General features: G+C 40.1%; 14 protein-coding genes and 1 riboswitch. Of the genes, 2 read left to right on the top strand and 12 right to left on the bottom strand.

Annotation, left to right across the window (positions count from 1 at the left end; translation table 11 throughout):
* Window positions 1-53: 53 nt before the first annotated feature.
* From L0657_RS10315 to L0657_RS10255, 12 genes are all read right to left on the bottom strand, one after another.
* Window positions 54-2,189 carry a HAMP domain-containing sensor histidine kinase gene (locus L0657_RS10315; RefSeq protein WP_235150535.1) on the bottom strand — a complete coding sequence of 712 codons (2,136 nt, stop codon included), beginning with the start codon at window positions 2,187-2,189 and terminating at the stop codon, window positions 54-56.
* Window positions 2,190-2,679: 490 nt separating this feature from the next.
* Complete coding sequence (locus L0657_RS28050) at window positions 2,680-3,603, bottom strand: GNAT family N-acetyltransferase (protein ID WP_310588277.1); 924 nt, start codon at window positions 3,601-3,603, stop codon at window positions 2,680-2,682.
* Window positions 3,600-4,094, bottom strand: coding sequence for a GNAT family N-acetyltransferase (locus tag L0657_RS10300; protein ID WP_235150534.1), 495 nt, complete (start codon window positions 4,092-4,094; stop codon window positions 3,600-3,602). Before L0657_RS10300 ends, L0657_RS28050 begins: the two co-directional genes overlap by 4 nt.
* Before the next feature lie 185 nt (window positions 4,095-4,279).
* A complete protein-coding gene (locus tag L0657_RS10295) occupies window positions 4,280-4,558 on the bottom strand; it encodes an ACT domain-containing protein (RefSeq protein WP_235150533.1) in 279 nt (92 codons plus the stop codon).
* Between the two features lie 249 nt (window positions 4,559-4,807).
* On the bottom strand, window positions 4,808-6,253 hold the full coding sequence (locus L0657_RS10290; RefSeq protein ID WP_235150532.1) for a SusD/RagB family nutrient-binding outer membrane lipoprotein: 1,446 nt from the start codon (window positions 6,251-6,253) through the stop codon (window positions 4,808-4,810).
* A gap of 38 nt (window positions 6,254-6,291) precedes the next feature.
* Window positions 6,292-9,492 carry a SusC/RagA family TonB-linked outer membrane protein gene (locus L0657_RS10285; RefSeq protein ID WP_235150531.1) on the bottom strand — a complete coding sequence of 1,067 codons (3,201 nt, stop codon included), beginning with the start codon at window positions 9,490-9,492 and terminating at the stop codon, window positions 6,292-6,294.
* Between the two features lie 37 nt (window positions 9,493-9,529).
* Window positions 9,530-10,717, bottom strand: a complete 1,188-nt coding sequence (locus L0657_RS10280) for a cysteine desulfurase family protein (protein WP_235150530.1) — start codon at window positions 10,715-10,717, stop codon at window positions 9,530-9,532.
* Window positions 10,718-10,756: 39 nt separating this feature from the next.
* Window positions 10,757-12,010: a peroxiredoxin gene (locus L0657_RS10275; protein ID WP_235150529.1), complete on the bottom strand. Its 1,254-nt coding sequence runs from the start codon at window positions 12,008-12,010 to the stop codon at window positions 10,757-10,759.
* 151 nt (window positions 12,011-12,161) lie between these two features.
* A riboswitch (SAM riboswitch) is annotated at window positions 12,162-12,254 on the bottom strand.
* 235 nt (window positions 12,255-12,489) lie between these two features.
* Window positions 12,490-13,335 carry a sugar phosphate isomerase/epimerase gene (locus tag L0657_RS10270; protein WP_235150528.1) on the bottom strand — a complete coding sequence of 282 codons (846 nt, stop codon included), beginning with the start codon at window positions 13,333-13,335 and terminating at the stop codon, window positions 12,490-12,492.
* Between the two features lie 41 nt (window positions 13,336-13,376).
* On the bottom strand, window positions 13,377-14,567 hold the full coding sequence (locus tag L0657_RS10265; RefSeq protein ID WP_235150527.1) for a VCBS repeat-containing protein: 1,191 nt from the start codon (window positions 14,565-14,567) through the stop codon (window positions 13,377-13,379).
* Between the two features lie 187 nt (window positions 14,568-14,754).
* Window positions 14,755-15,837, bottom strand: a complete 1,083-nt coding sequence (gene rhaT / locus L0657_RS10260) for an L-rhamnose/proton symporter RhaT (RefSeq protein ID WP_235150526.1) — start codon at window positions 15,835-15,837, stop codon at window positions 14,755-14,757.
* 274 nt (window positions 15,838-16,111) lie between these two features.
* Entirely contained in the window at window positions 16,112-18,247 is a 2,136-nt protein-coding gene (locus L0657_RS10255) for a T9SS type A sorting domain-containing protein (protein ID WP_235150525.1), read from the bottom strand.
* Between the two features lie 225 nt (window positions 18,248-18,472).
* Here L0657_RS10255 and murF point away from each other — a divergent pair, with 225 nt between their 5' ends.
* Both murF and L0657_RS10245 read left to right on the top strand, forming a co-directional pair.
* A complete protein-coding gene (gene murF / locus L0657_RS10250) occupies window positions 18,473-19,777 on the top strand; it encodes a UDP-N-acetylmuramoyl-tripeptide--D-alanyl-D-alanine ligase (RefSeq protein ID WP_235150524.1) in 1,305 nt (434 codons plus the stop codon).
* Window positions 19,778-20,008: 231 nt separating this feature from the next.
* On the top strand, window positions 20,009-20,560 hold the full coding sequence (locus tag L0657_RS10245) for a peroxiredoxin (RefSeq protein ID WP_235150523.1): 552 nt from the start codon (window positions 20,009-20,011) through the stop codon (window positions 20,558-20,560).
* Window positions 20,561-20,596 lie beyond the last annotated feature (36 nt).

Here is a 20,596-nt window from a genome sequence, read left to right as displayed (position 1 = left end):
AATCCCTGGACGACTTTGGTCATCCGGGGATTTTTCATTTATAGCTATATGAATTATGTCAATTCCTTCTGCGCCGATTTCTCTTCTACATCCGGCCTATCCAGAACTAATGGAAGCGCAATATAAAAGGTCGTCCCTTGATTTTCCTGACTTTCAAACCATATGCTGCCGCCGTGCGCCTCAACGATTTGTCTGGAAATTGATAATCCCAGACCGAATGGTTGTTCTCCGGACGTTCCTGCACGTTTGGCTTCCGTGAACGGGTCGAATATTTTATCTTTCAGATTATCCGGGATCCCTATTCCCTGATCCAGAATTGCGAGCTCCAGCTTTTCATCTTTCACTTGCATCTTAACTTTGACAGTTGCTTTAAGATCGCTGAATTTTATCGCATTAACCACAAGGTTACTTAAAACGCGCGACAATTTTTCCCGATCACCCATGATTTTGACATCATTCCAGATCTCCAATTCCAGCTTTTGATCTTTTTCATCAGCCTTAAATTTCAATTGTTCCAGGCATTCTTGCACCAAGGCTGATACGTCGATTGATTCCATTTTCATTTCCTCAGCCCTGTAACTTAGATTCGCTGCCAACAAATCGCTGATCATATCAACGGATTGCAAACCAAGCGTTTTTAGCATTTTCCCTAATTCCCGTTGTTCTTCGGTGAAATTATTTTCATCTAAAAGCAAAGAAGAAATGGAAACGATTGCACCTAACGGATTACGAAGATCATGTGCTACAATTTTAAGAATTTTATCTTTGTCACTATTGCTCTGTCTTAAATCATCCAGCGTTTGCCCAAGCTGCGTGTTTTGAAATATGATCTGCTTATTTAATTTGGTCAAAGCCGCGATATTGGATTTCGTATTTCGCCAGTTGTACCAGATTAGTAAAAGAATTACCAAAGCCATAACGGCAAAAATCAACGCTATATACAAATATCCTTTTTTCAAATCGTTTGCCTTGCTTAGCAGCGAATAATTATACTGCTGTTCAATATTTTCAAACTCCCTGTCAACATCGGCACTGACCAGCTTTTTATTCATCAGATCCAATGAATCTTTTAGTCTGATATACTTTTGAAGATATACATAAGCTTCGTCAGGTTTTTGCAGTTTGTCGTTATACTTCCAGTTTAACTTATTAAAACCGATGTCAACAAACAGATTATAACTCGTATCCAGCGACACCTTTAATCGCTCTCCGATCTCGCAGGCCTCATAAAGCATGTCCGAATCGACATAAATTTCTCCCAGTTTAGCCATTGCGATCTGAGCGTCAGGCAGATCAAATCCTTTCCGGGTATTTGTCTCAATACTCTTTTGCAATAAAGAAATGGCTGTGAGCGTATCACCTTTTTTGTAATACTGCTCAGACTGATTACCGAAAACCACTGCTCTGGCCATATCAACATAATCCTTTCTATCCGGATATTCTGTACTTCCCTCTGCTATAAAAGCGAGCGCTTTGTAGCTGTAATTCAATGAGCTATCAATCATTCCCAGTTTGCCGTAGCTCAGCGCAATGTTAGAAAGCAATTCTTGTCTTAAAGCAAAATTCGGAAAGTCTTTGATACAATAGGCAGAATGTTCAAAACACTGCTTGAAATTGTTAATCGATTCATTGAACTTCGATTGCTTGAAACTGACCATACCAAGCCGATAGGTATATTCACTTACAGCACAAGGATCAAGAATCGTCTGGGCTATCAATTTTCCACGATAATAATATTGATATGCATCGTTAAAACGCCTCATTTCAAATAACAAGTCACCTTTTTGAAAAAGTGCAGTAGAATAATCCCGGATATATTCCTTCTTCAAATCCTCGTTTGACAGCAAGAGAAAAATGCTGTCCATTTGGGTTATCGCACTATTGTAATCTTTTAGTTTCTTATAATAATTTTGTCCTTTAAAAGTAAATTTTCTGATTTCATCCCCCGTACCAGGATTTTCGATAGCCTGATATGCCGAATCAAAAAAGGCCAGCGCCCTCGTCGTCTCTCCTTTATCCATCATCCGGCTCGCCTCTTCCCGAATATTGTCTACATAAACAATATGATCAGAATCCTTCCGCTCCTGATCGTCACAGGAATATAAAAAAATTGCAAGAAAAGCGATAATAACGGTCCTGCCGACCTTACAATTTGTTGATGCAAAACTGGCAGAAAAACACTTCAGCATAAATTCCTTATGAGGATTATGAACTTTGTTGAAAAATTTCTATTAAACAAATAATCAAGACAATAAAATTACTTCATTACCAGTATATTAAAAAGCCCTGACAACATTTAATTGTAGATTTTATTCTATTACAATTTTAAGCTCTGTCTGATTTTAGTTACTATTGAACGTAGAAGTAATCAAAGAGCAACGAGAATAAATTTGTTCAAATTTATGTTATGCAGGAGCTAACTAAATTCTACCCCAAAAATCTCAGTAGAATAGGCCGATTTCAATAAGATCTGAGACTAATACTTAGCCTTTAAACATGCATAAATGAGCTCATAGGCCACACGACTGATAACCTGTCAATTGAACCTATATTAATATACGTCAACACACAGAATTATTTTATACACAGCTTTTAATTGTCGCTTTTTATTAAATTTATTTGGAATCCAATCAACCAGATTTTATCTAATTAACCAATTTTTTCCGGTTGAGGGTCATGTTAGATATGCCTCTCCATTTTAATATGTTCAATATTTTCTTCAACAAATGTTTCTCCAAATGGAGAGAAGCCATTTTTTTCGTAAAATTTAGCTGCCCGCATTTGTGCATGAAGATAAGTTCTTGAACCTTTTGGCAAATCCGCTAGCAAGGCTTGAACCAAAACTCCCCCCACCCCGCTGCCTCTGTACGCATTCAGCACTGCAAATCGTTCAAGCTTATAACCATCCTTTGTTTTCCGCCAGCGTGCAGTGCCCGCAGGAAGATCATTAACTTTTGCAAGAAAATGCGTGGCTTCGTCATTTCCGTCTTCTTCGGCCGCAGCATTCACATTTTGCCCAACCACAAATACCTGCCTGCGTATTGCGAACGCAGTTTTCAGATCTTCCGGATTCGTGATTTTTTCAACTCGCACCTCATTCAGGTTTTCAGGTGCTAAACTTGATTTATTATTTTCCATAATTGTTAAAGCTCTTTCCAGAAAACTCATTTTTTTAAATGCTGCTTCCACTTCATTGATCGCAAGCATTATGTTATTTTTTGTATCGGTCAGATCCGTCATAGCCTCAACCATAATACCCCAGACCGGTTTCATTTTTTCTATCAAATCTTCCGCTTTCGGTGTCAGTTGTATCAACCTTTTCCTGTCATCGGTTTTGTCCTTAACAGAAAAAATCAACTTTTGCTTTTCAAGTTCTTTCAATAAGCTGATTGTAGACGGATGAGCATAACCGATCTCGGAAGCAATTTCGCCAACACTCAGACAGTTTTTTTCATATAAAGTATAGATAACGGGAAACCACTTTGGCTCAAAATCGATACCGTTTTCTTTGTAAATCTGAAAACCATCCTTTCGCAGCCTGTCGCTGATCCGTTGCAGCCGTGTGGAAAGTGCCAGAATTCCGGATTGATCGATACTGTTCATTTTATTTCAAGATGATAAAAAACATTGTCCGCAGACATAATTGGAAATGTCTCTGGAAGATTATTCTTTTCAACTGCTACAAATCCATTTCTTTCATAAAAACGAATCGCTGCTTTCAGGATATCAACGGTTCCCAGATACAGATCGGTAATTCCCTTTGAATTACTGTAATCGATAAGCTCATTCAACAGATTCTGGGCAATTCCAAATTCCTTTCCCCGAAAATCTTTATTGACAAACATCTTGCGGATAACACCTTTTCCATCGCCAATCGCAATTAACGCAATCGTGCCGACAACTTTCCTTTCGTGAAAGGCTGCCCAAAAATTCCCGCCAGTTGAGTGGTAGTTTTTTTCAATATCCATCAAATCCGGCTGGTCTGCCAATGTGATCGGGACGCCGAATTCAATCTGCTGAATCGGGATAATTAAGTCTACAATTTGTTGAGAATACAAATTGTAGACGGGTTCAATATTTGGTTTACTGATCATCGCTTTATCATTTTATGTACAAATATATGTAGTTGACTACATAAAATGATAAATCTTGATAATTTTTAAATTAATCGAAAAAAATGGCAGAGTGATATTTAAGATTTCAGGTAAGCAGACAAAGAAAGAATCCAACTATAAGGTGGCTGTCAAAATATTATAGTCAGATTTTGGTAGAAGATATATCAGAGCGTGCACCACATTTCAGTCGACGCCGCAAATGGATTTGGATATACTTTTTCGACGGCCGACACTTCGCGGTTGGCTTGAATTAATCTTACAACAGAATCCAGTTCATTTAAATGAGAAACTTCAACAGTAAGAACACCGACGGTGTCTTTTCCTTTACTCATTAAATTCAGATGTTTGATTTTAACACCTTTGACAGATTCTATCAGCGTGGTAATCTTGTGAAGGCTTAAACTGTTACGGTAAGCTATTTTTATTTGATATGTGCTTTTCATTGATTAGGAAGTTTAAAGCCATTGATGTTTGAGCAATTGTTTCAATCTTTTCCTCTGTTTGAATATTCAAATTTACAAACTCTTTTCTATTATCCTATATAGTCTACTAGTTTTATATATTAATAACATAAATAAATCTGGTATCGTACCCAAAGTATGTTCTGGAATCCAATAAAAAATGTTCTCTGCCGGAAGTGCGGCTTCCGACAGAGAACATTTAAAAATAATTACACGAAAAAAATATCGCAGTTACTGAACATCAAACCATAATCTGGTTGTCAATTTATCTTCCCCCTGACTGGCCACTGCCGCTTTATAATTAGCGCTGTTGAGTGCCTGTTCGCCCGTCGGGTATGTGAGACGCAGTGGGAATTTTCCGTTCAAAACACCGGCGTATGCTGGTTTTAATTGTGGATAATCCAGTCTTCTCCACTCAGTATACGCTTCCAGACCCTGACTAAATAAGGCAATCCATTTTTGCTCGCCTATTGATTTTTTATAATTGGCAGCATTGTATTCAACCGCAGGCTGGGCAAGATACGTGGCAATATCACCGCTGTTTACTTTGAATTGCTGCAATGAAGCAGTAATGGCATTTTTGTATAAAGTGGCTGCATCATCCGTGATAAATCCACGTTGCGCTGCTTCCGCAAGATTGAAAAGCACTTCTGAATAACTTAAAAATACTGCCGGTGAAGTTGGAGCTGTGAAATAATCACCAAGCTTGGAAGTTTTTGTAAAACCAAGTTTTGCCGCGGAATCTGCCGGCAAGCCGTTGGTTACACCAACATAATTATTTGGAGTAGCATCCACCGTTTTATTTGCAAAAATTGCCAAACGCGGATCTTTCAATTCCAGTAATTTATCAACCACCGACTTGCTCACTCTGTAATCATCACGTGTTTCGCGATCTCTTGAAACCGGATTTTGATTTGGCGAGCTTAGATAAACCAGCTGTGCAATTTCATCATTGCTGGCGATCAGCAGTGCTGGATTTGCAGCCAATTCTGCAACTACCGCTTTTGCAGCCGCCGGCTCTTTATCGGCAATACGAAGAGCAATACGTAAACGAAGCGATTTTGCAAACTTTTTCCATCTTGTAAGATTTCCGTTATAAATCAAATCACCGCTGATCGGACTCCCACTCGTATTGATCAACTCACCGGCTTTCTTCAAATCATTCAGCAAACCCAGATAGACTTCTTTTTGCGCATCGTATTTTGGTGTCAGAAATTGATCAATCTTAACTGCCTGGCTGTAAGGAATGTCGCCATAAAGATCCGTAAGTAGTTGAAAAGACCAGGATTTCAAGATCAGACCAACAGCCTGATAATTCACATTTCCGGATTCTTCGCCCAGCTTGATAACCTTATCAAAATCAGTAAGTCCAAGCGAATAAAAGTTCGTCCAGACATTCTGGATGTTGGTAACGCTGGCCGTGTATTTATCAGGATCGGTATACTGGATTTTCGCCCAATGCTGCACATACAAAGTTGTGGTTTCCATTGAAGCATCGGACCCCAGAATTATATCAGCGTTGGATTTAATAGCATTTGCAAGCAAATATTCCGGCTGAGCAATTACTGCTTCGTTTGGATTATTATTCACTTCTTCAAGATCATCCTGGCAAGCACCGAGGAATCCTGCAAGAGCCAAAGTGAAAATGCTTCTGAAAATTATATTTTTATGATTCATTATTTCTGTAATTAAAAATGGAACTGTGACGTCTGCAATTAAAATCCGATTGACAAGTTAAATCCGTAAGAACTGGTGGTCGGCAATTGCAATGACTCCAAACCTTGTCCCGTATTGCCTGTATTAAAGGCAGTTTCCGGATCGATATTATCCGCTTTTTTCTGCAAAAATGCCAGATTACGACCATATACGGAGAGCACCACATTCTGTAAACTGTATTTCCCAACCCAGCTTTGCGGGAAAGCATAACTAAGTTTCACTTCTCTCAGTTTAATAAAAGAAGCGTCTAAAACACTGGCTTCGTTGATACCGGCACTGTTACTGTAAACGCCTTTATAATAACGTTCAGCGGAAACAATTGTAGCATTTGGTTTTCCATCCGCAGTCACACCTTTTGCAATAATTCCATCGTCATATACCGCTTCACCCGCCGGCGCACTTCCGCCCGTAGCCAATTGAACAGCCGCGCCTGATTTGTTATTTCCAGGATAATAATAGGTCAGACCGCCATGTGCCGCGTCACGCCCTTCCAGTGTCTGAACCAAGACACCCGTATATTTTCCGGTTGCATTCGTAGCTGAATAAATTGACCCACCTTGTTTTGTATCAATTAACACGCTCAAATTAAATCCTTTGAACGAAAAAGAGTTTGTAATCCCGCCCAGCCATTTTGGTGTATAATGTCCCAAAACTTTCAGGTTTGCGTCCCGAACCGGTAATCCGTTTGCGCCTATAACAATATTTCCCGTCGCATCTCTTGTGTAAGCCGTTCCAAAAATAGCTCCATAACCTAACCCCTTACTTGCGTAAACTGTCGCCGAACCATTGGATCCGAGTTTATAGTCATTCAAAAATCCTTCATCATCAAGTGAAATTACCTTGCTTACGTTTTTAGAAAAATTGATACCTACATCCCATTTGAATCCCGAAGCTGTTTCAATTGGTTTAATATTCAGCATCGCCTCAAAACCGCGGTTGTTGATGTGGCCAGCGTTTAAAAGTTTTTGTTTGTAACCTGTCGTCGGGCTTACATCCGCTTTAAGTATCTGGTTGTAACTATCCGTATTGTAGTAGCTAAAATCAAGACGAGCTCTGTTTTTGAATAAAGCAAGATCTAAACCTACTTCCGTAGAACGGGTAATTTCCGGTTTCAGATTTGAGTTTAAAAGCACATCTGAAACTGTCAGTAAAGGGCTGCTTCCATATGGCTGGTTAAATGGATAAGTATTGATCAGCTGATAAGGATCTGTATCCTTTCCAACTTCCGCCCAACCACCCCGGATTTTCGCAAATGTCAGTACGTTGCTTTTGATATTAAATGCATCGGTAAGTACCAAACTTGCATTAATTGAGGGATAGAAATAAGAATTATTTCCAGCCGGAAGCGTCGACGACCAGTCATTTCTCGCTGTAAGATTCAGGAAAGCATAGTTTCTGAAACCGATCTGGGCCGAAGAAAATCCGCTGTAAACTTTTTGTTTTCGCAAAACATTATAAGAAACTAACGGATCGCGCGAGTTATTTAAAGTGTATAAATTACTAACCGCCAGCTTTGGTGCCTGCTGGTAATTCTGTTCGTTAAAATTATATCGAAAGCTTCCGCCGACTAACCAGTCAATTTCAAAATCAGCTCCGATGGCTTTGTGCAGGTTAAAATTAAAATCTGTATTGTTCTCATTTACAGCGTAACCATCTTCCGTATACGAACCAAATGGTGTTCCGTTCGTCCCGTATGCAACTTTAAATTTACGTCTGTCTGTGTAATAGTCATTTCCTGTACGAATGGTTGCAGTCAGCCAGTCTGTAATTTTGTAGTTCAGGTTCACGTTACCAAAAAATCTATCGCGGCGCTGCTGCACTGTATTTTCGTATTGAAGTAAATAAGGATTGCTGTAATAGCTGTGGTTCCAGTTGTAATCGAATCCACCTTTGTTATAATCTTTCAGCAATTCCGTGTCAACCTGACGACCGAACCATAAAAATTGAAGCATCACACTACTTCCCCGGCCAGAAGTTCCGGGTAAGTTGTCAGAACCCGTACGAACGAAATTCGCACTCGTTGATAAAGTCAGTTTATCGTTAAGCCTGTATGTTGTGTTAACCCCAAAAGCGTTTTTGGAGATATCTGTATTAGGAATAACACCGGTTTGTTTGCTGTTGTTGAATGAAAAACGATAATCTAATTTTTCATTTGATCCAGAAACCGATATGCCTGTTGTTCTTGTATGACCTGTTTCAAAGAAATTTTTAACGTTGTCCGGATGCGCTACAAAAGGAACAGCTTCACCATTTGAGAAAAATTGCGGTATCAGGCGACCATCCATTTTTGGCCCCCAGCTTTCGTCAGTAGCATCATTAATTCCGCCACCTTTTCCATCTTTATAGGAAAACTGTCCGCCGGTTCCTTGCCCGAAAAGATTTTGATATTCTGGTAAAACCAGAAGCTTGTCAAGTGTGTAACCAATATTTAACGTCACGCCCACCCCTTTCTGAGCAGACTTCCCTGATTTCGTTTTGATTAAAATAACCCCGTTTGAGGCGCGTGAACCGTATAATGCAGCTGCATTTGGGCCTTTTAAAACACTGATAGATTCGATATTATCAGGATTGATATCTGCTATGGCATTTGCAAAATCACGTGATCCGTTTGCTCCCGCGCCCAGTTGTGAGTTGTCAACCGGAATTCCGTCTACTACAAATAACGGTTGATTGTTCCCGGCAATCGAGGTTTCCCCGCGTATCACAATTCTTGACGAACCCATTCCTCCCTGGCTGCTGGTAATATTTACACCGGCAATTTTTCCGGCCAATGCATTCACCAGGTTTCCTTCTCTCGCCTCCGCCAAATCTTTTGTTTTTAATTCCTGCACCGCATATCCCAGCGATTTTTTTTCTTTGGCGATACCCAAAGCTGTCACCACCACTTCCTGCAAAATCGTATTATCATTGTCAAGAACTACGTCCAGTTTTCCATTTGCCGGCACTACAACTTCCGTCGTTTTTAAACCAATAAAAGAAAAAATAAGCGTTGAGCCCACTTCCGTTTCGATACTGTAAGTTCCCTCTACATTTGTCGTCGTCCCACGGGAAGTTCCTTTCACTAAAATAGAAACACCCGGCAAAGCCTCCTTATCTGTCTGCGAAGTAACCGTTCCTGTCACCGGGATATTCTGAGCGAAGGCACTATTTATTTGCCCGACAAACATGATCAGGAATAAATAAACTAAATTTTTTTTCATATAATTTGGGTACTGGTGTAAGATAAATAATTCTCAATTAGTGAATCCAGGTGAAAGATTGATGCAAAACATTTGGCTCAATAGGTATTGAGTCTGCATTGTAGATATTCACGATGGTCTGCACGATATGCTCAACTTCCTCAGCCGTATTAAATTTGCTAAAAGAAAAACGCACATTTTCCTTATCTGCTTCGTTATTAATTGCCCTGATCACGTGTGATCCGCCATTTCCAAGATTCGAACAGGCGCTTCCGCCGGACACTGCGATACCGAACTGATCAAGCTTACTGACAAGACTGCCTGATTGAAGACAGGGAAATGATACATTTACAATAGAGCCAAGACTTTTGGTTTCCGATCTGCTTTCGCCATTGTAACCAACATTCTCAATCCCGCTATTTTCGATTTCGGAGATAAAACGCCTTTTTAAAGCTGAGGTTTTTTCCTTAATCAGGTCAAAATCGCGGTATGCAATTTCCAGCGCTTTTGCCAAACCCACTATGCCGATAACGTTTTCCGTTCCGCCTCTTTGTCCGTTTTCCTGACCGCCGCCCAGAATCCGGGGCTTTAACTTATGCCTCATATTAATGAAAATAAATCCCACTCCTTTTGGTCCATGAAACTTATGAGCAGATCCGACCAAAAAATCGACTGGGAACTCGCTCAGATTCAATTGAACTTTACCAATTGTCTGTGTCGTGTCCGTGTGGAAAACAGCATTGTATTTTTTTGCTAATCTGCTTATTACCTGAATATCAGTAAGATTTCCAATCTCGTTATTTCCGTGCATTAAGCTGATCAAGGATTGAGGGTTAGCATCTAGCAGCCTTTCCAGATGTTCAAGATCAACATTTCCTTTTTTGTCCAGTTTCACATAACTAATCTCAATATCACCTTCTCTTTCATGTCTGAGAAGCGGCTCTAAAACTGCTTTGTGTTCGATTTTACTGGTAATTGCATGGTTTAAACCATATTCTCTGATCGATTCTGACAAAGCAAGATTATTCCCCTCCGTAGCGCCGGAAACAAAAAATATTTCTTCGGGTGTAACATTCAGCAACTTGGCAATTTTCTTGCGCGACTGATCTATCGCTTCCCTGACCTTACGCCCAGCCCAGTGACTTGACGAAGGATTCCCAAAATTTGTTGTCAAAAAAGGCAGCATTGTTTCAATTACCTCAGGATCAATGGCGGTTGTCGCAGCGCTATCAGAGTAAATTTCCATAGTAAGGTTTTTAGTTTGAAGATTTAACTTGAGTATTTATCAAGGAAGCGGCTCAGCAATAAGTTTAGCAAGATCTGCATTCCATTTTTTTACATAGTCATTATAAAATTGGCCCGTCCCTTTTCCCGAAAATCCGGTGTGAATTTCTTTTACCTTACCGTCACGACCCACGATGATCGTCGTTGGAAAAGCTAAAAATTCTTTCAAAGCAACCAGTTTTTGTGCTACGACCTCTTTGTCTGCTTTACCAGCAAAAAGCAAATCGTACTGAATGTCGTAGCGGTTTTTTAATTTCGTCAAGGTCTTTTTCGCAAATTCAAGATCGTCTTTTGCTTCAAAAGCCAGACCGATTGCCTCAACGCCAAGGTGTTTATTTTCTTTATACCAGGGTGCCATAAACTGGACCTGATCAATACAATTCGGACACCATGTTCCAAGCAATTCAATAATCACCACCTTCCCTTTGTATTTTTCGTCACTAAGAGAAACCTGATTTCCGTTCAGATCCGGAAACGTAAAGTCCAGTTTGTCATAACCCGGCTTCAAAAAAGTCAGTGCGTACGCATCAGCAAGCGCTGCATTGTCATCTTTGGTACCGCTGAATTTAGTCGGTGTTGCGCTTGCTCCAATCGCTCCTTCAATTGTTTTTCCGTCAATGATTTTTCCTTTAACATAAGAAGGACCAGAACCAGTATATCCGGAAAGTACAAATTCATCGCCCTGAACATTCCCCTGCAACTCGCGGCTGTCACCTGTGATTGAAAGAATGATACCGTTCAGTTTATTCCCCTTCTGCTCAAAAACAGCTACGCGGTCAGCCGTCGGCTTATCACCTTGAATTTTTATCAGCCATTTCCCGCTAATATCAGCTGTTGGTTTTATCTCTTTTCCCGGTTCAATAAAACGGTATGCTTGTCCCGCCTTTGCTATAAACGGAATTACCCGGCCAGCACCAGGTACCAGACTTTTGTGGACACCAGTTAAACTTCCGTCATTTTCTATCTTGGCAAAAAGTCCAGCCTCGAAAGTATTCAACGTAACCAGAAGTGAATCCGGAGTGATGTATTTTGCGTTGAAATCATCTCGTCGATCCCCGTTGACAGCCGTTACAACAAGCTCATTACCCTGCTTTTTTTTGACTTCAAAATTGAAGGGTACATCCAACTCACCTATTTTAAATACGCCCCGCCAAATGCCTTCCTTAACCGGCTTATTTTGCGCCTGAGATTTTACAGATACTCCCGAAAACAAAACTGATACTGTCAGTATAAATAATAAATTATTGAATTTCATACATTTAAATTTAATCTATAAACTTTTAATATATATTCTCTACCATCTAACTAGACAAAAGTCGAATAATTTAACCATTTGTAGGTCTGTTTATTCTCAACAGGGAAATCTGTTGAAAACTTATTGGTATTTTGTTTCAGTGGATTCTAAAGATTTATCATTAGAATTAGGTTGGGGCACCTTATGAGTCATAGGTTGCCAGAAGATCATTGAGCCTAACCTCTCCCTTCGTTCTTTATAAATCTACTAATTCGATAGGTAAAGTTGTGACAGAAAAAATTCCGGTGCAAATATTTTCCTAAAAATTTTTAGCAATTTGGGATTCGGGAGAAACGACTACATAATGCAAGATTTTAAATTCTTCTGTTTCTGAAAAACATTTGTGAGGTTTTGTTTTATCTACCATCTAAGACATATAAGATAACCTTAGTATTGCAGTATAATCTTAGGTTGTCTTATATGTCTTAGATGGTAAAAAATTATAAGTTTAATGATTTGAGGAATTTCAGACCTTCGGTCGCGATTGACTCTTTGGATGGTTCAATCTTGCGCCAGATGGATGCTGCTTTGGCGATAATTTTTACGTCTGGTGTAAAAGATTCTATGACGATATCACCCAAGTAATCAATTTTATCGAGCGCGACAAAAATTCTTTCCCAGTTGATCTGGTCGCCGCCAGGGGTACCCCGGTCGCTACCAGATGCGTGAAGAAGTGCCAGTTTTTTTCCTGCTCTTATAATTGCCAGAGCCGGATCTTTTTCTTCGAGATTCATGTGAAAAGAATCAAGATGGACATAAAGCGAACCAGAGTCGACATCTTTTATCAGATTCATCGCCTGCTCGCAGGTATTAATAAAATCTGTTTCGTAGCGGTTCAAGGGCTCAATAGCCAACCTTATCTGCTGTTTTTCAGCTTCGTCGCAAAGCGATTTTAAATGTTTTACAACCGTGAGCCATTGTTTTCTATGCTCGTCTTCGGATACCAGTTCAGCTCTTCCAACTGCTGAGTAAATCGGGCCGGCGACGAGAGAACTTCCTAAAATCGGAGCAATATCAATCAACTTCTTTATGTATTCCAGGGAAACAACCTGCTCCTTCCGGTTTCCACGCAAATCGCGGCCAGGGCCGGTTGCGGCACAAACGGAACGGCATTCGAGTCCGTTATCATCTAATGCTTTTCTGATCAAAACCGGATCGAAGTTAGCCGGATCTTCAACTGCAATTTCTACAAAATCAAAACCCCATTCTTTAAACTTTGGGAAAAAACTCACACTCTCGTTCGTAAATGGAGAGGAAAACAGATAGGTATTAATACCGAATTTCATGAATATGGAATTGAAAGTGTGTAACTGGCGACGATTTGAAATTATTTTGTACTTCGATTCTCAAAATAATGAACACCCTTTTTATTTCCTACAACAATATCCGGTAAGCCATCTTTATTCATATCCTCAACTTCAACGTGCAATCCAGCACCCGCTTCTGTGTCGATCTGATGAGCAGTCCATGTTGGATTTTTGCCGGGTTTTAATTCATACCAATAGGTCAGTGACGCATCCTGAGCACCCGGGTCACCACCATTGTGGGCATACCAGCGCTTTCCTGTTATCAGATCTGGAACACCATCCCCGTTCATATCCTTGAATCCCAAACCATGCGACTGAGAAAATTCTCTGCCAATTTCATGTTCAGTCCAGATAGTATTTCCCTGCTCATCTTTTCCCTGCTCATGCCACCAAACGCCGTAATTATGTGCTGACGAACTAAGCACATCATTTAAACCATCCTTATTAACATCGTAAACATACATTTGTGCGCAATCCTGACTCAAATTAGTAGGATGAAATTTCCAGTCCCGGGTTTTGGGATTTCCCGTACCCTCCCACCAGCCATTTTTCACGAGCACATCCGATTTGCCGTCTCCGTTGATATCACCATAGCCAAGCCCGTGCGTATACATGTGCGTTGCGAGTTCCGGGTCGCTGCTGATTATATATTTCTCCCATTCATAACTTCCTTTTTTTCTGGGCGGGCTCAACCATATTACTTGTTTGCTCTCAGGATCGTTCGCCAGCAAATCCAGACGTCCATCGCCGTCAATATCAACAAACATAGGCGATTCATTTCCGATAGACGGATAAATCTGGCGGGCAACCCAGTGCCCCGGTTTCCCCTTCGGATTTTCATACCATACCGCAGGTTTTGCAGCAATGTCGATACGTATCAGATCAACCCATCCATCCTGGTTCACATCTGCGCTGAAATCTAAAAACGAATCGCTGTAACCGTCTTTCCATGAAAAAGTTTTTGGCGGCATAATTTCATGCTTTGTCCATTTGGGTGCTTCGAACCAGAAAGCACCGGAAAGAATATCCTTTTTCCCGTCTTTGTTAACATCCCCGATAGCAGCACCCTCTGCAATAAAGTCGGTTGTGACCACATGTTTCTCGAAACTCGTTGGCCTTGCGTTCTTCTGGGCAAATGAGGCGGATGCTCCAAGAATAAATATTGTTGTCAAACAAAACAAACTGATATACTTTTCAAATTTCATTTTCATAGCTATTCAGCATTTGGTTCGTTTACATAAGTATTATGCACTAAAATTATACCTGAAAAGACAATCCTAAATTAAGAAATATTGAATAACTAAAAGCACTGGTGACAATTTGCAAAAATGGCCAGGTTATACCCAAAGGTACTTCCTGGCCGGTCCATTTTCTCCTGTAGTTTTCAATAACAAAAAATCACTCGTGCAGATAATTTCCGTATCCGACAATCAATACAGATAAAACGATAACCAAAATTCCTGCAATAATTGTGTTTAACGTTTTCTTTGTAACCCCTTTCCATTCATTTAAAACAAGGCCCCAGGTGTTTGCAATCAAAATGATAAATGCCATATGCAGAATCCAGGAGCTTGGTCCATTACCTAATTTGCTTTCACCCATTCCGTAAAAGAAAAATTGCAAAAACCAGGTCGTTCCGGCCAGGGCTGAAAAGATATAGTTTGACAGGAGCGGCGTACTTTTATCCGTATAATTACTGAACGTCTTATTGCGCGCATTCAGCAGCATACACCAGATAAAATTTGTAGTTAAACCGCCTAAAAGGATAATAATATAGGTTACATTATTTTGGAAAAGGAAATTTCCTTGTCCAGGATTTGACGCCTGCCAGATCGTATTCGCTTCGTCTGCCATGACTTTTCCGGCATCTATACCAAAGGCAAAACAAGCACTCAGTATACCTGAAATGATGGAAACGGTTAACCCTAAACCGATCTTAAATTCAGTATTACCATCAGAAACGATACCACTTTTTTTCAAGTCGTTGTCTTTCATGGCACCAGCTTTTCCGCAAATGATAATTCCAATCACGCAGACAAGCAAACCTAACAAAACCATTTGTCCCCAATCACTATTGATCAGATCTTTGATTGAATCCTTTCCAGGCGTTGGTTCAAATAAATAATAAACGGAAGGAATCAGTGCACCGAAAACGGAACAAAGTCCGAGAATAATTGAACTACCCAGCGATACCCCCAGATAACGGACACCCAATCCATAAGTCAAACCGCCGATTCCCCAAAGCACGCCGAAGAAATAGGTAAGAAATAAAATACCACCATCGGTATGGGCAATGATGTCCATATAACCCGGAATGGTAAGATATGCAGCAAGCGGAGGAACGATCAGCCAGGAAAATAACCCACCGACAATCCAGTAAGTTTCCCAGGCCCAACCTTTTACTTTTTTGTAAGGAATATAAAAACTGCCGGAAGCAAAGCCACCAATAAAATGAAAAATTACACCAAGAAGTGCTTGCATGAGGTTACAGGAATTTAATGTTTTTATGGTCAATGAATGTATAACGCGAACTATATCATTCATTTAACCGGTAAATTGCTATCCATAAGGAATTAGCGCATCCTGTACCGTACTGCTTCAAATAAGGTTTTTCGAATTAAGTTTTAAATAATTCCGCGGTTGCAGTAGGGTAAGTACCTGAGATTAAGTATTTACTTAAAAAAACCAATATTTATAATTTTTGATTATTTTTTAGAATTAATTCAACGCAGCATTGATCATTGAAACAGATCTGTTACTGAATAACAATCTTCCTGACCACGCTTGCCGAGCCGGTATTGAATTCCAGAAGATATAAGCCGGGTATCCATTTTGACGTCGAAATCTCTTTTTCCTGGTTCGCTCTGACGGGTACATCTTTCTGAATCATGATACCATTAACAGAAAATACTGTAACAGTTGCGTTTTGTGTAGAGAGCACTTTTACAAATTCTCTGGCCGGATTTGGATATACTTTTACGCTTTGTTCAATTGGCGGTTCAACGGGTGTAATGGTTATATTCAATTTATTTTGAAGCAGTATTAAACCTCCCGCTCCGTTACCAATGGCGATATCCGGTTTTCCATCACCATTATAATCTCCAATTGCTGCATATAAATAAGCTCCAAAAAGTGACGAGGCGCCTATGCCGTTATAATCAATCAGCGAACTTTCCCGCTCCGTCCAACTGCCGAACTCTGCTGAGTGAAAAATTCTTAATTTCCCGGAAAAGTCTACCGTCACCAGATCTTGCTTGCCGTCAAGATCAATGTCTGCAACAGACAACTGAACATTTCTTCCTTCATAATTCGGCGTGATTCCGGCAAAAGCTTCGGTTTCCAGCTGTAAGGAAAATTGTGAATTTGTACCTGTATTTTTATAATAATTAACATTTCCCTGCGGTTTCCCCACCAGCAAATCCAGATCTCCATCGTTATCTACATCATAAAAAAGCGGATAATCTGCAATTTGGGATTGCGCAGGCATAGCGATCGCAACCATTTCGGCAACATTCAGTTGAACTGCTTGTCCCTTCGCTGCCTTGTTCGGAATATAATAATATGCCAAACCACGAATTGTTGTTCCTGCAAAACCAAGATCAGGAACACCGTCACCATTAAAATCTGCCCATTGCGGTTTTATGTTATACAAATCCAAAGCCGCCGGAATATTCAGGTAATTATCAGAAGCAATTTCGTAAACTGGATTTAACCGATCCCCTACATTTCTAAGCAGCCAAAAACGCCCGCGAAAATTATTTCCATCCCGTGTTCCACCGGCTCCCACGACCATATCCAGATCTCCGTCGCCATCAACATCGAAAAACGAAGGTGCGGCATTTTCACCTACATCGAGCATTTGATCCTGAAGAAAGTTCTTTTGGACAAGACTAAAACTGGCATTGTCACTTGTACCAGCATTATGATATAACCAGTTTGACGATTGGTAGTTCATCAGATTTCCGTCATTGTTCGGCACATTTGGCGCAGCGATCAAATCCTTTATGCCGTCAAAATCTACATCTTCGTAGTACGCGGATGGGAATATATAAAACGATATTGGATCAACTGTGGGATAATTATGCGTATAACTCGTAAAATTAGCAATAAGGTTTTCGCCGGTATTTTTTAAAAATGAGATATGGTCATTGCTCACGTGACCGATGATCAGATCTTTTTTTCCATCACCGTCAAAGTCGTGGAGCAAAATAGAATTGCCGGCGTGCATAACCCGTCTAGGTGAATTATTGACAACGCCGCAGTCTTCGCCCAACACAAAATCCTCACCATTACCTTTGTGGAAATTACCCCAGCAATTTCCATTTCTTTTGTAAACTAAACTGTCCGGAACGTTGTAACGCTCCATGCTCATGTTCTGGTGAAATTCTATGTATGCGCCTTGCGAGTCAAAGGTAATTACGTCCAGATCTCCGTCATTATCAAGATCAACAATACCAGGAATATCCTGGCTGGAAACCTGCAAATTTACTAAACCAGAAAAACCCTCCGTATATAATCCATCTTTAATAAGCTTCCACGACCAGATTCCGCCATCCTGCATCTGCTTATAAATCTTTATTCCAAGTGGGGTAAATGTAAAAAGATCCTTATAACCGTCGTTGTCATAATCGGCGAGGATCATCCAGTTGTCGATTTTAGGAAAACGATATTGATAAACCGGAGCATGTACCCAGGCTTTTTTTTGCGCGTTTTCCGGATCGACACCGGCAAGGAACGTAGAAATATTACCGCTTGTTCTCTCGAAAACAATGAGATCTTCAACGCCGTCGCCGTTCAGATCCATTTTTGTATACTGTGCAGCATTCAAACCACCAGCCCACGGATTGATCAACTTTTTTGCATTCACCGAAAGTGCGGTGGTCGTATCCATTTTAAACCATGGATTTTGAGCATGCCCTGGCGAAATGAGAATAACCGAAAATATAAAGAATAAGAGGCAGGTAAATTTCGTACGCATCGTTGAATAATAATCTATTAATTTTGTCAGCCCGTCTGGCCGATCACAGCTACCGTAAACCTAACGAAATTACAAAGCATTTGATTGAGCTGAACGGGCAAAGTTTATGAACCGATTTTTTACTTTCTGAAAATTCCCATGCATACCTCTCTGGAACAGCTTTACGATATTTACCTGGAAGGCCACACCATCAGTACCGACACCCGCCAAATAACACCCGGATGTATATTTTTTGCTCTGAAAGGAGATACTTTCGATGGTAATACCTATGCCTCAGAAGCATTAAAAAAAGGAGCTGCTTATGCAGTTGTGGATAATCCGGATGTAGTAACAGGAGATAAATTTTTATTGGTCGAAGACGTATTGACCGCTCTTCAGGATCTTGCCCGCCACCATCGTAAAACATTTACTTTTCCCGTCATTGCTTTGACAGGCTCGAACGGAAAAACAACAACAAAAGAGTTGATTGCGAAGGTGTTGTCCATGAAATACAAAATTTACGCAACGAAAGGTAATCTAAATAATCACATCGGTGTCCCATTGACGCTACTTTCTATCGACGCTTCAAAATATGAAATGGCAGTTGTTGAAATGGGTGCAAATCATCAGGAAGAAATTGCTTTGTTGAGCAGTATTGCACAGCCTACGCATGGCTTGATCACAAATATTGGGAAAGCGCATTTGGAAGGTTTTGGCGGTGTAAAGGGTATTATCAAAGGCAAAGGTGAACTTCTTGATTATTTGTCCAAAAAGAAAGGAATTGTTTTTGTCAATGTAGAAAATGAAGCTGTTATGGAAATGGTCAGCAAGCGCAGAGCTTTTGGCGAAATTGTTTTCTATAACACAGAAAGCAGTCCAGTGAACCCGAGATTAATTCAAGAAAGTCCGGTGGTTACTTTTGAAGGAAATAAAGGAAAAATCGTAACGACGCATATTCCAGGTCAGTATAATTTTGATAATATCTGCGCCGCACTGGCGGTTGGGAATCATTTTGGAGTAACGGATGAAGATGCATACGAGGCTGTCGGAAATTATCAGCCCGACAATAACCGTTCACAGATTGTCAAGCGCGGGACCAATACAATCATCATGGATGCCTATAACGCAAATCCATCATCAATGGCCGCTGCTATCACCAATTTTGCCAACATGGAAGCCAAACATAAGATGGTTATCCTGGGTGATATGTTTGAGCTGGGCGGCGCTTCGGAAGAGGAACATTTAGAATTAGGAAAATTGGTTGCAGATGCCAAATTTGATCTCGTTATTCTTACCGGAAAACATATGCAGGCCGCACTGCCGGCACTACCAAAAGCATACTATTTCCCTGATAAATTTTCACTGCATAACTGGGTGATGGACAATCCGCAGCATGAAACGCTGATTCTTATAAAAGGATCAAGAGGAATGGCTTTGGAGTCGGTTTTGAGTGTGATGGCGTAGTAGCAATCTTAGATTTGTATAATTATCTATTTTGTTAATATAATCATATAGTACAAATTGATACATATATAGGTGAAATTTATAGAGACTGTATTTTCAATAGAAAACATAAATTCATTTATTTAATTCAAGCATTGCCTGGAATTGTACCATGTCAAATCTTGCCATGCGTTGTGGTTGTGATTAGTTTTGTAACAAGAAATAGTACAAACCAAAGCAACCATAATAACAATGAAAAATACAATTGTATCCGTTGGATCAAAATTCCCTGAATTCAAAAAAATCTCAGTAGTTTCTCTTGAAAAAGGAAACGAATTTTATGATATCACTTCTGAAGATCACATCAATGCGGAAAAATGGATGGTGATGTTCTGGTGGCCTAAGGATTTTACTTTCGTTTGTCCTACTGAAATTGCTGAATTCAACAAAAAAACTGCTGATTTTGCTGACCGTGATGCAATCCTGATCGGTGCTTCAACAGACAGCGAAAATGTTCATTTGGCCTGGAGAAAAAGCCATGACGATCTTCGTGATCTTCAATTCCCAATGCTTGCAGATACTTCCAAATCTCTTGCAGAAGAATTAGGAATTCTTGAAGCAAACGAAAAAATTGCTTACCGCGCAACTTACATCGTTGATCCACAAGGAATTATTCGTTGGGTATGTATCAACGATCTTTCTGTTGGACGTAACGTTGATGAAGTTCTTCGTGTACTTGACGCTTTGCAAACTGACGAACTTTGCCCATGTAACTGGGTTAAAGGAGAAGCTACGTTAGCTTAATTTTGAGTTCAAAGTTCAGAGTTAAAAGTTCAAAGT

It is taken from the genome of Dyadobacter sp. CY345 (assembly GCF_021502725.1).
GTDB lineage: Bacteria > Bacteroidota > Bacteroidia > Cytophagales > Spirosomataceae > Dyadobacter.
This window is presented reverse-complemented; position numbering and strand designations above follow the sequence as displayed.

What these genes read in the sequence shown, in the direction of transcription:
- L0657_RS10295 (WP_235150533.1), bottom strand. Translation starts at nt 4,558, where the DNA reads ATGAAAAGCACATATCAAATAAAAATAGCTTACCGTAACAGTTTAAGC.
- L0657_RS10270 (WP_235150528.1), bottom strand. Translation starts at nt 13,335, where the DNA reads ATGAAATTCGGTATTAATACCTATCTGTTTTCCTCTCCATTTACGAAC.
- L0657_RS10280 (WP_235150530.1), bottom strand. Translation starts at nt 10,717, where the DNA reads ATGGAAATTTACTCTGATAGCGCTGCGACAACCGCCATTGATCCTGAG.
- rhaT (WP_235150526.1), bottom strand. Translation starts at nt 15,837, where the DNA reads ATGCAAGCACTTCTTGGTGTAATTTTTCATTTTATTGGTGGCTTTGCT.
- L0657_RS28050 (WP_310588277.1), bottom strand. Translation starts at nt 3,603, where the DNA reads ATGAACAGTATCGATCAATCCGGAATTCTGGCACTTTCCACACGGCTG.
- murF (WP_235150524.1), top strand. Translation starts at nt 18,473, where the DNA reads ATGCATACCTCTCTGGAACAGCTTTACGATATTTACCTGGAAGGCCAC.
- L0657_RS10265 (WP_235150527.1), bottom strand. Translation starts at nt 14,567, where the DNA reads ATGAAAATGAAATTTGAAAAGTATATCAGTTTGTTTTGTTTGACAACA.
- L0657_RS10315 (WP_235150535.1), bottom strand. Translation starts at nt 2,189, where the DNA reads ATGCTGAAGTGTTTTTCTGCCAGTTTTGCATCAACAAATTGTAAGGTC.
- L0657_RS10245 (WP_235150523.1), top strand. Translation starts at nt 20,009, where the DNA reads ATGAAAAATACAATTGTATCCGTTGGATCAAAATTCCCTGAATTCAAA.
- L0657_RS10275 (WP_235150529.1), bottom strand. Translation starts at nt 12,010, where the DNA reads ATGAAATTCAATAATTTATTATTTATACTGACAGTATCAGTTTTGTTT.
- L0657_RS10290 (WP_235150532.1), bottom strand. Translation starts at nt 6,253, where the DNA reads ATGAATCATAAAAATATAATTTTCAGAAGCATTTTCACTTTGGCTCTT.
- L0657_RS10285 (WP_235150531.1), bottom strand. Translation starts at nt 9,492, where the DNA reads ATGAAAAAAAATTTAGTTTATTTATTCCTGATCATGTTTGTCGGGCAA.
- L0657_RS10255 (WP_235150525.1), bottom strand. Translation starts at nt 18,247, where the DNA reads ATGGATACGACCACCGCACTTTCGGTGAATGCAAAAAAGTTGATCAAT.
- L0657_RS10300 (WP_235150534.1), bottom strand. Translation starts at nt 4,094, where the DNA reads ATGATCAGTAAACCAAATATTGAACCCGTCTACAATTTGTATTCTCAA.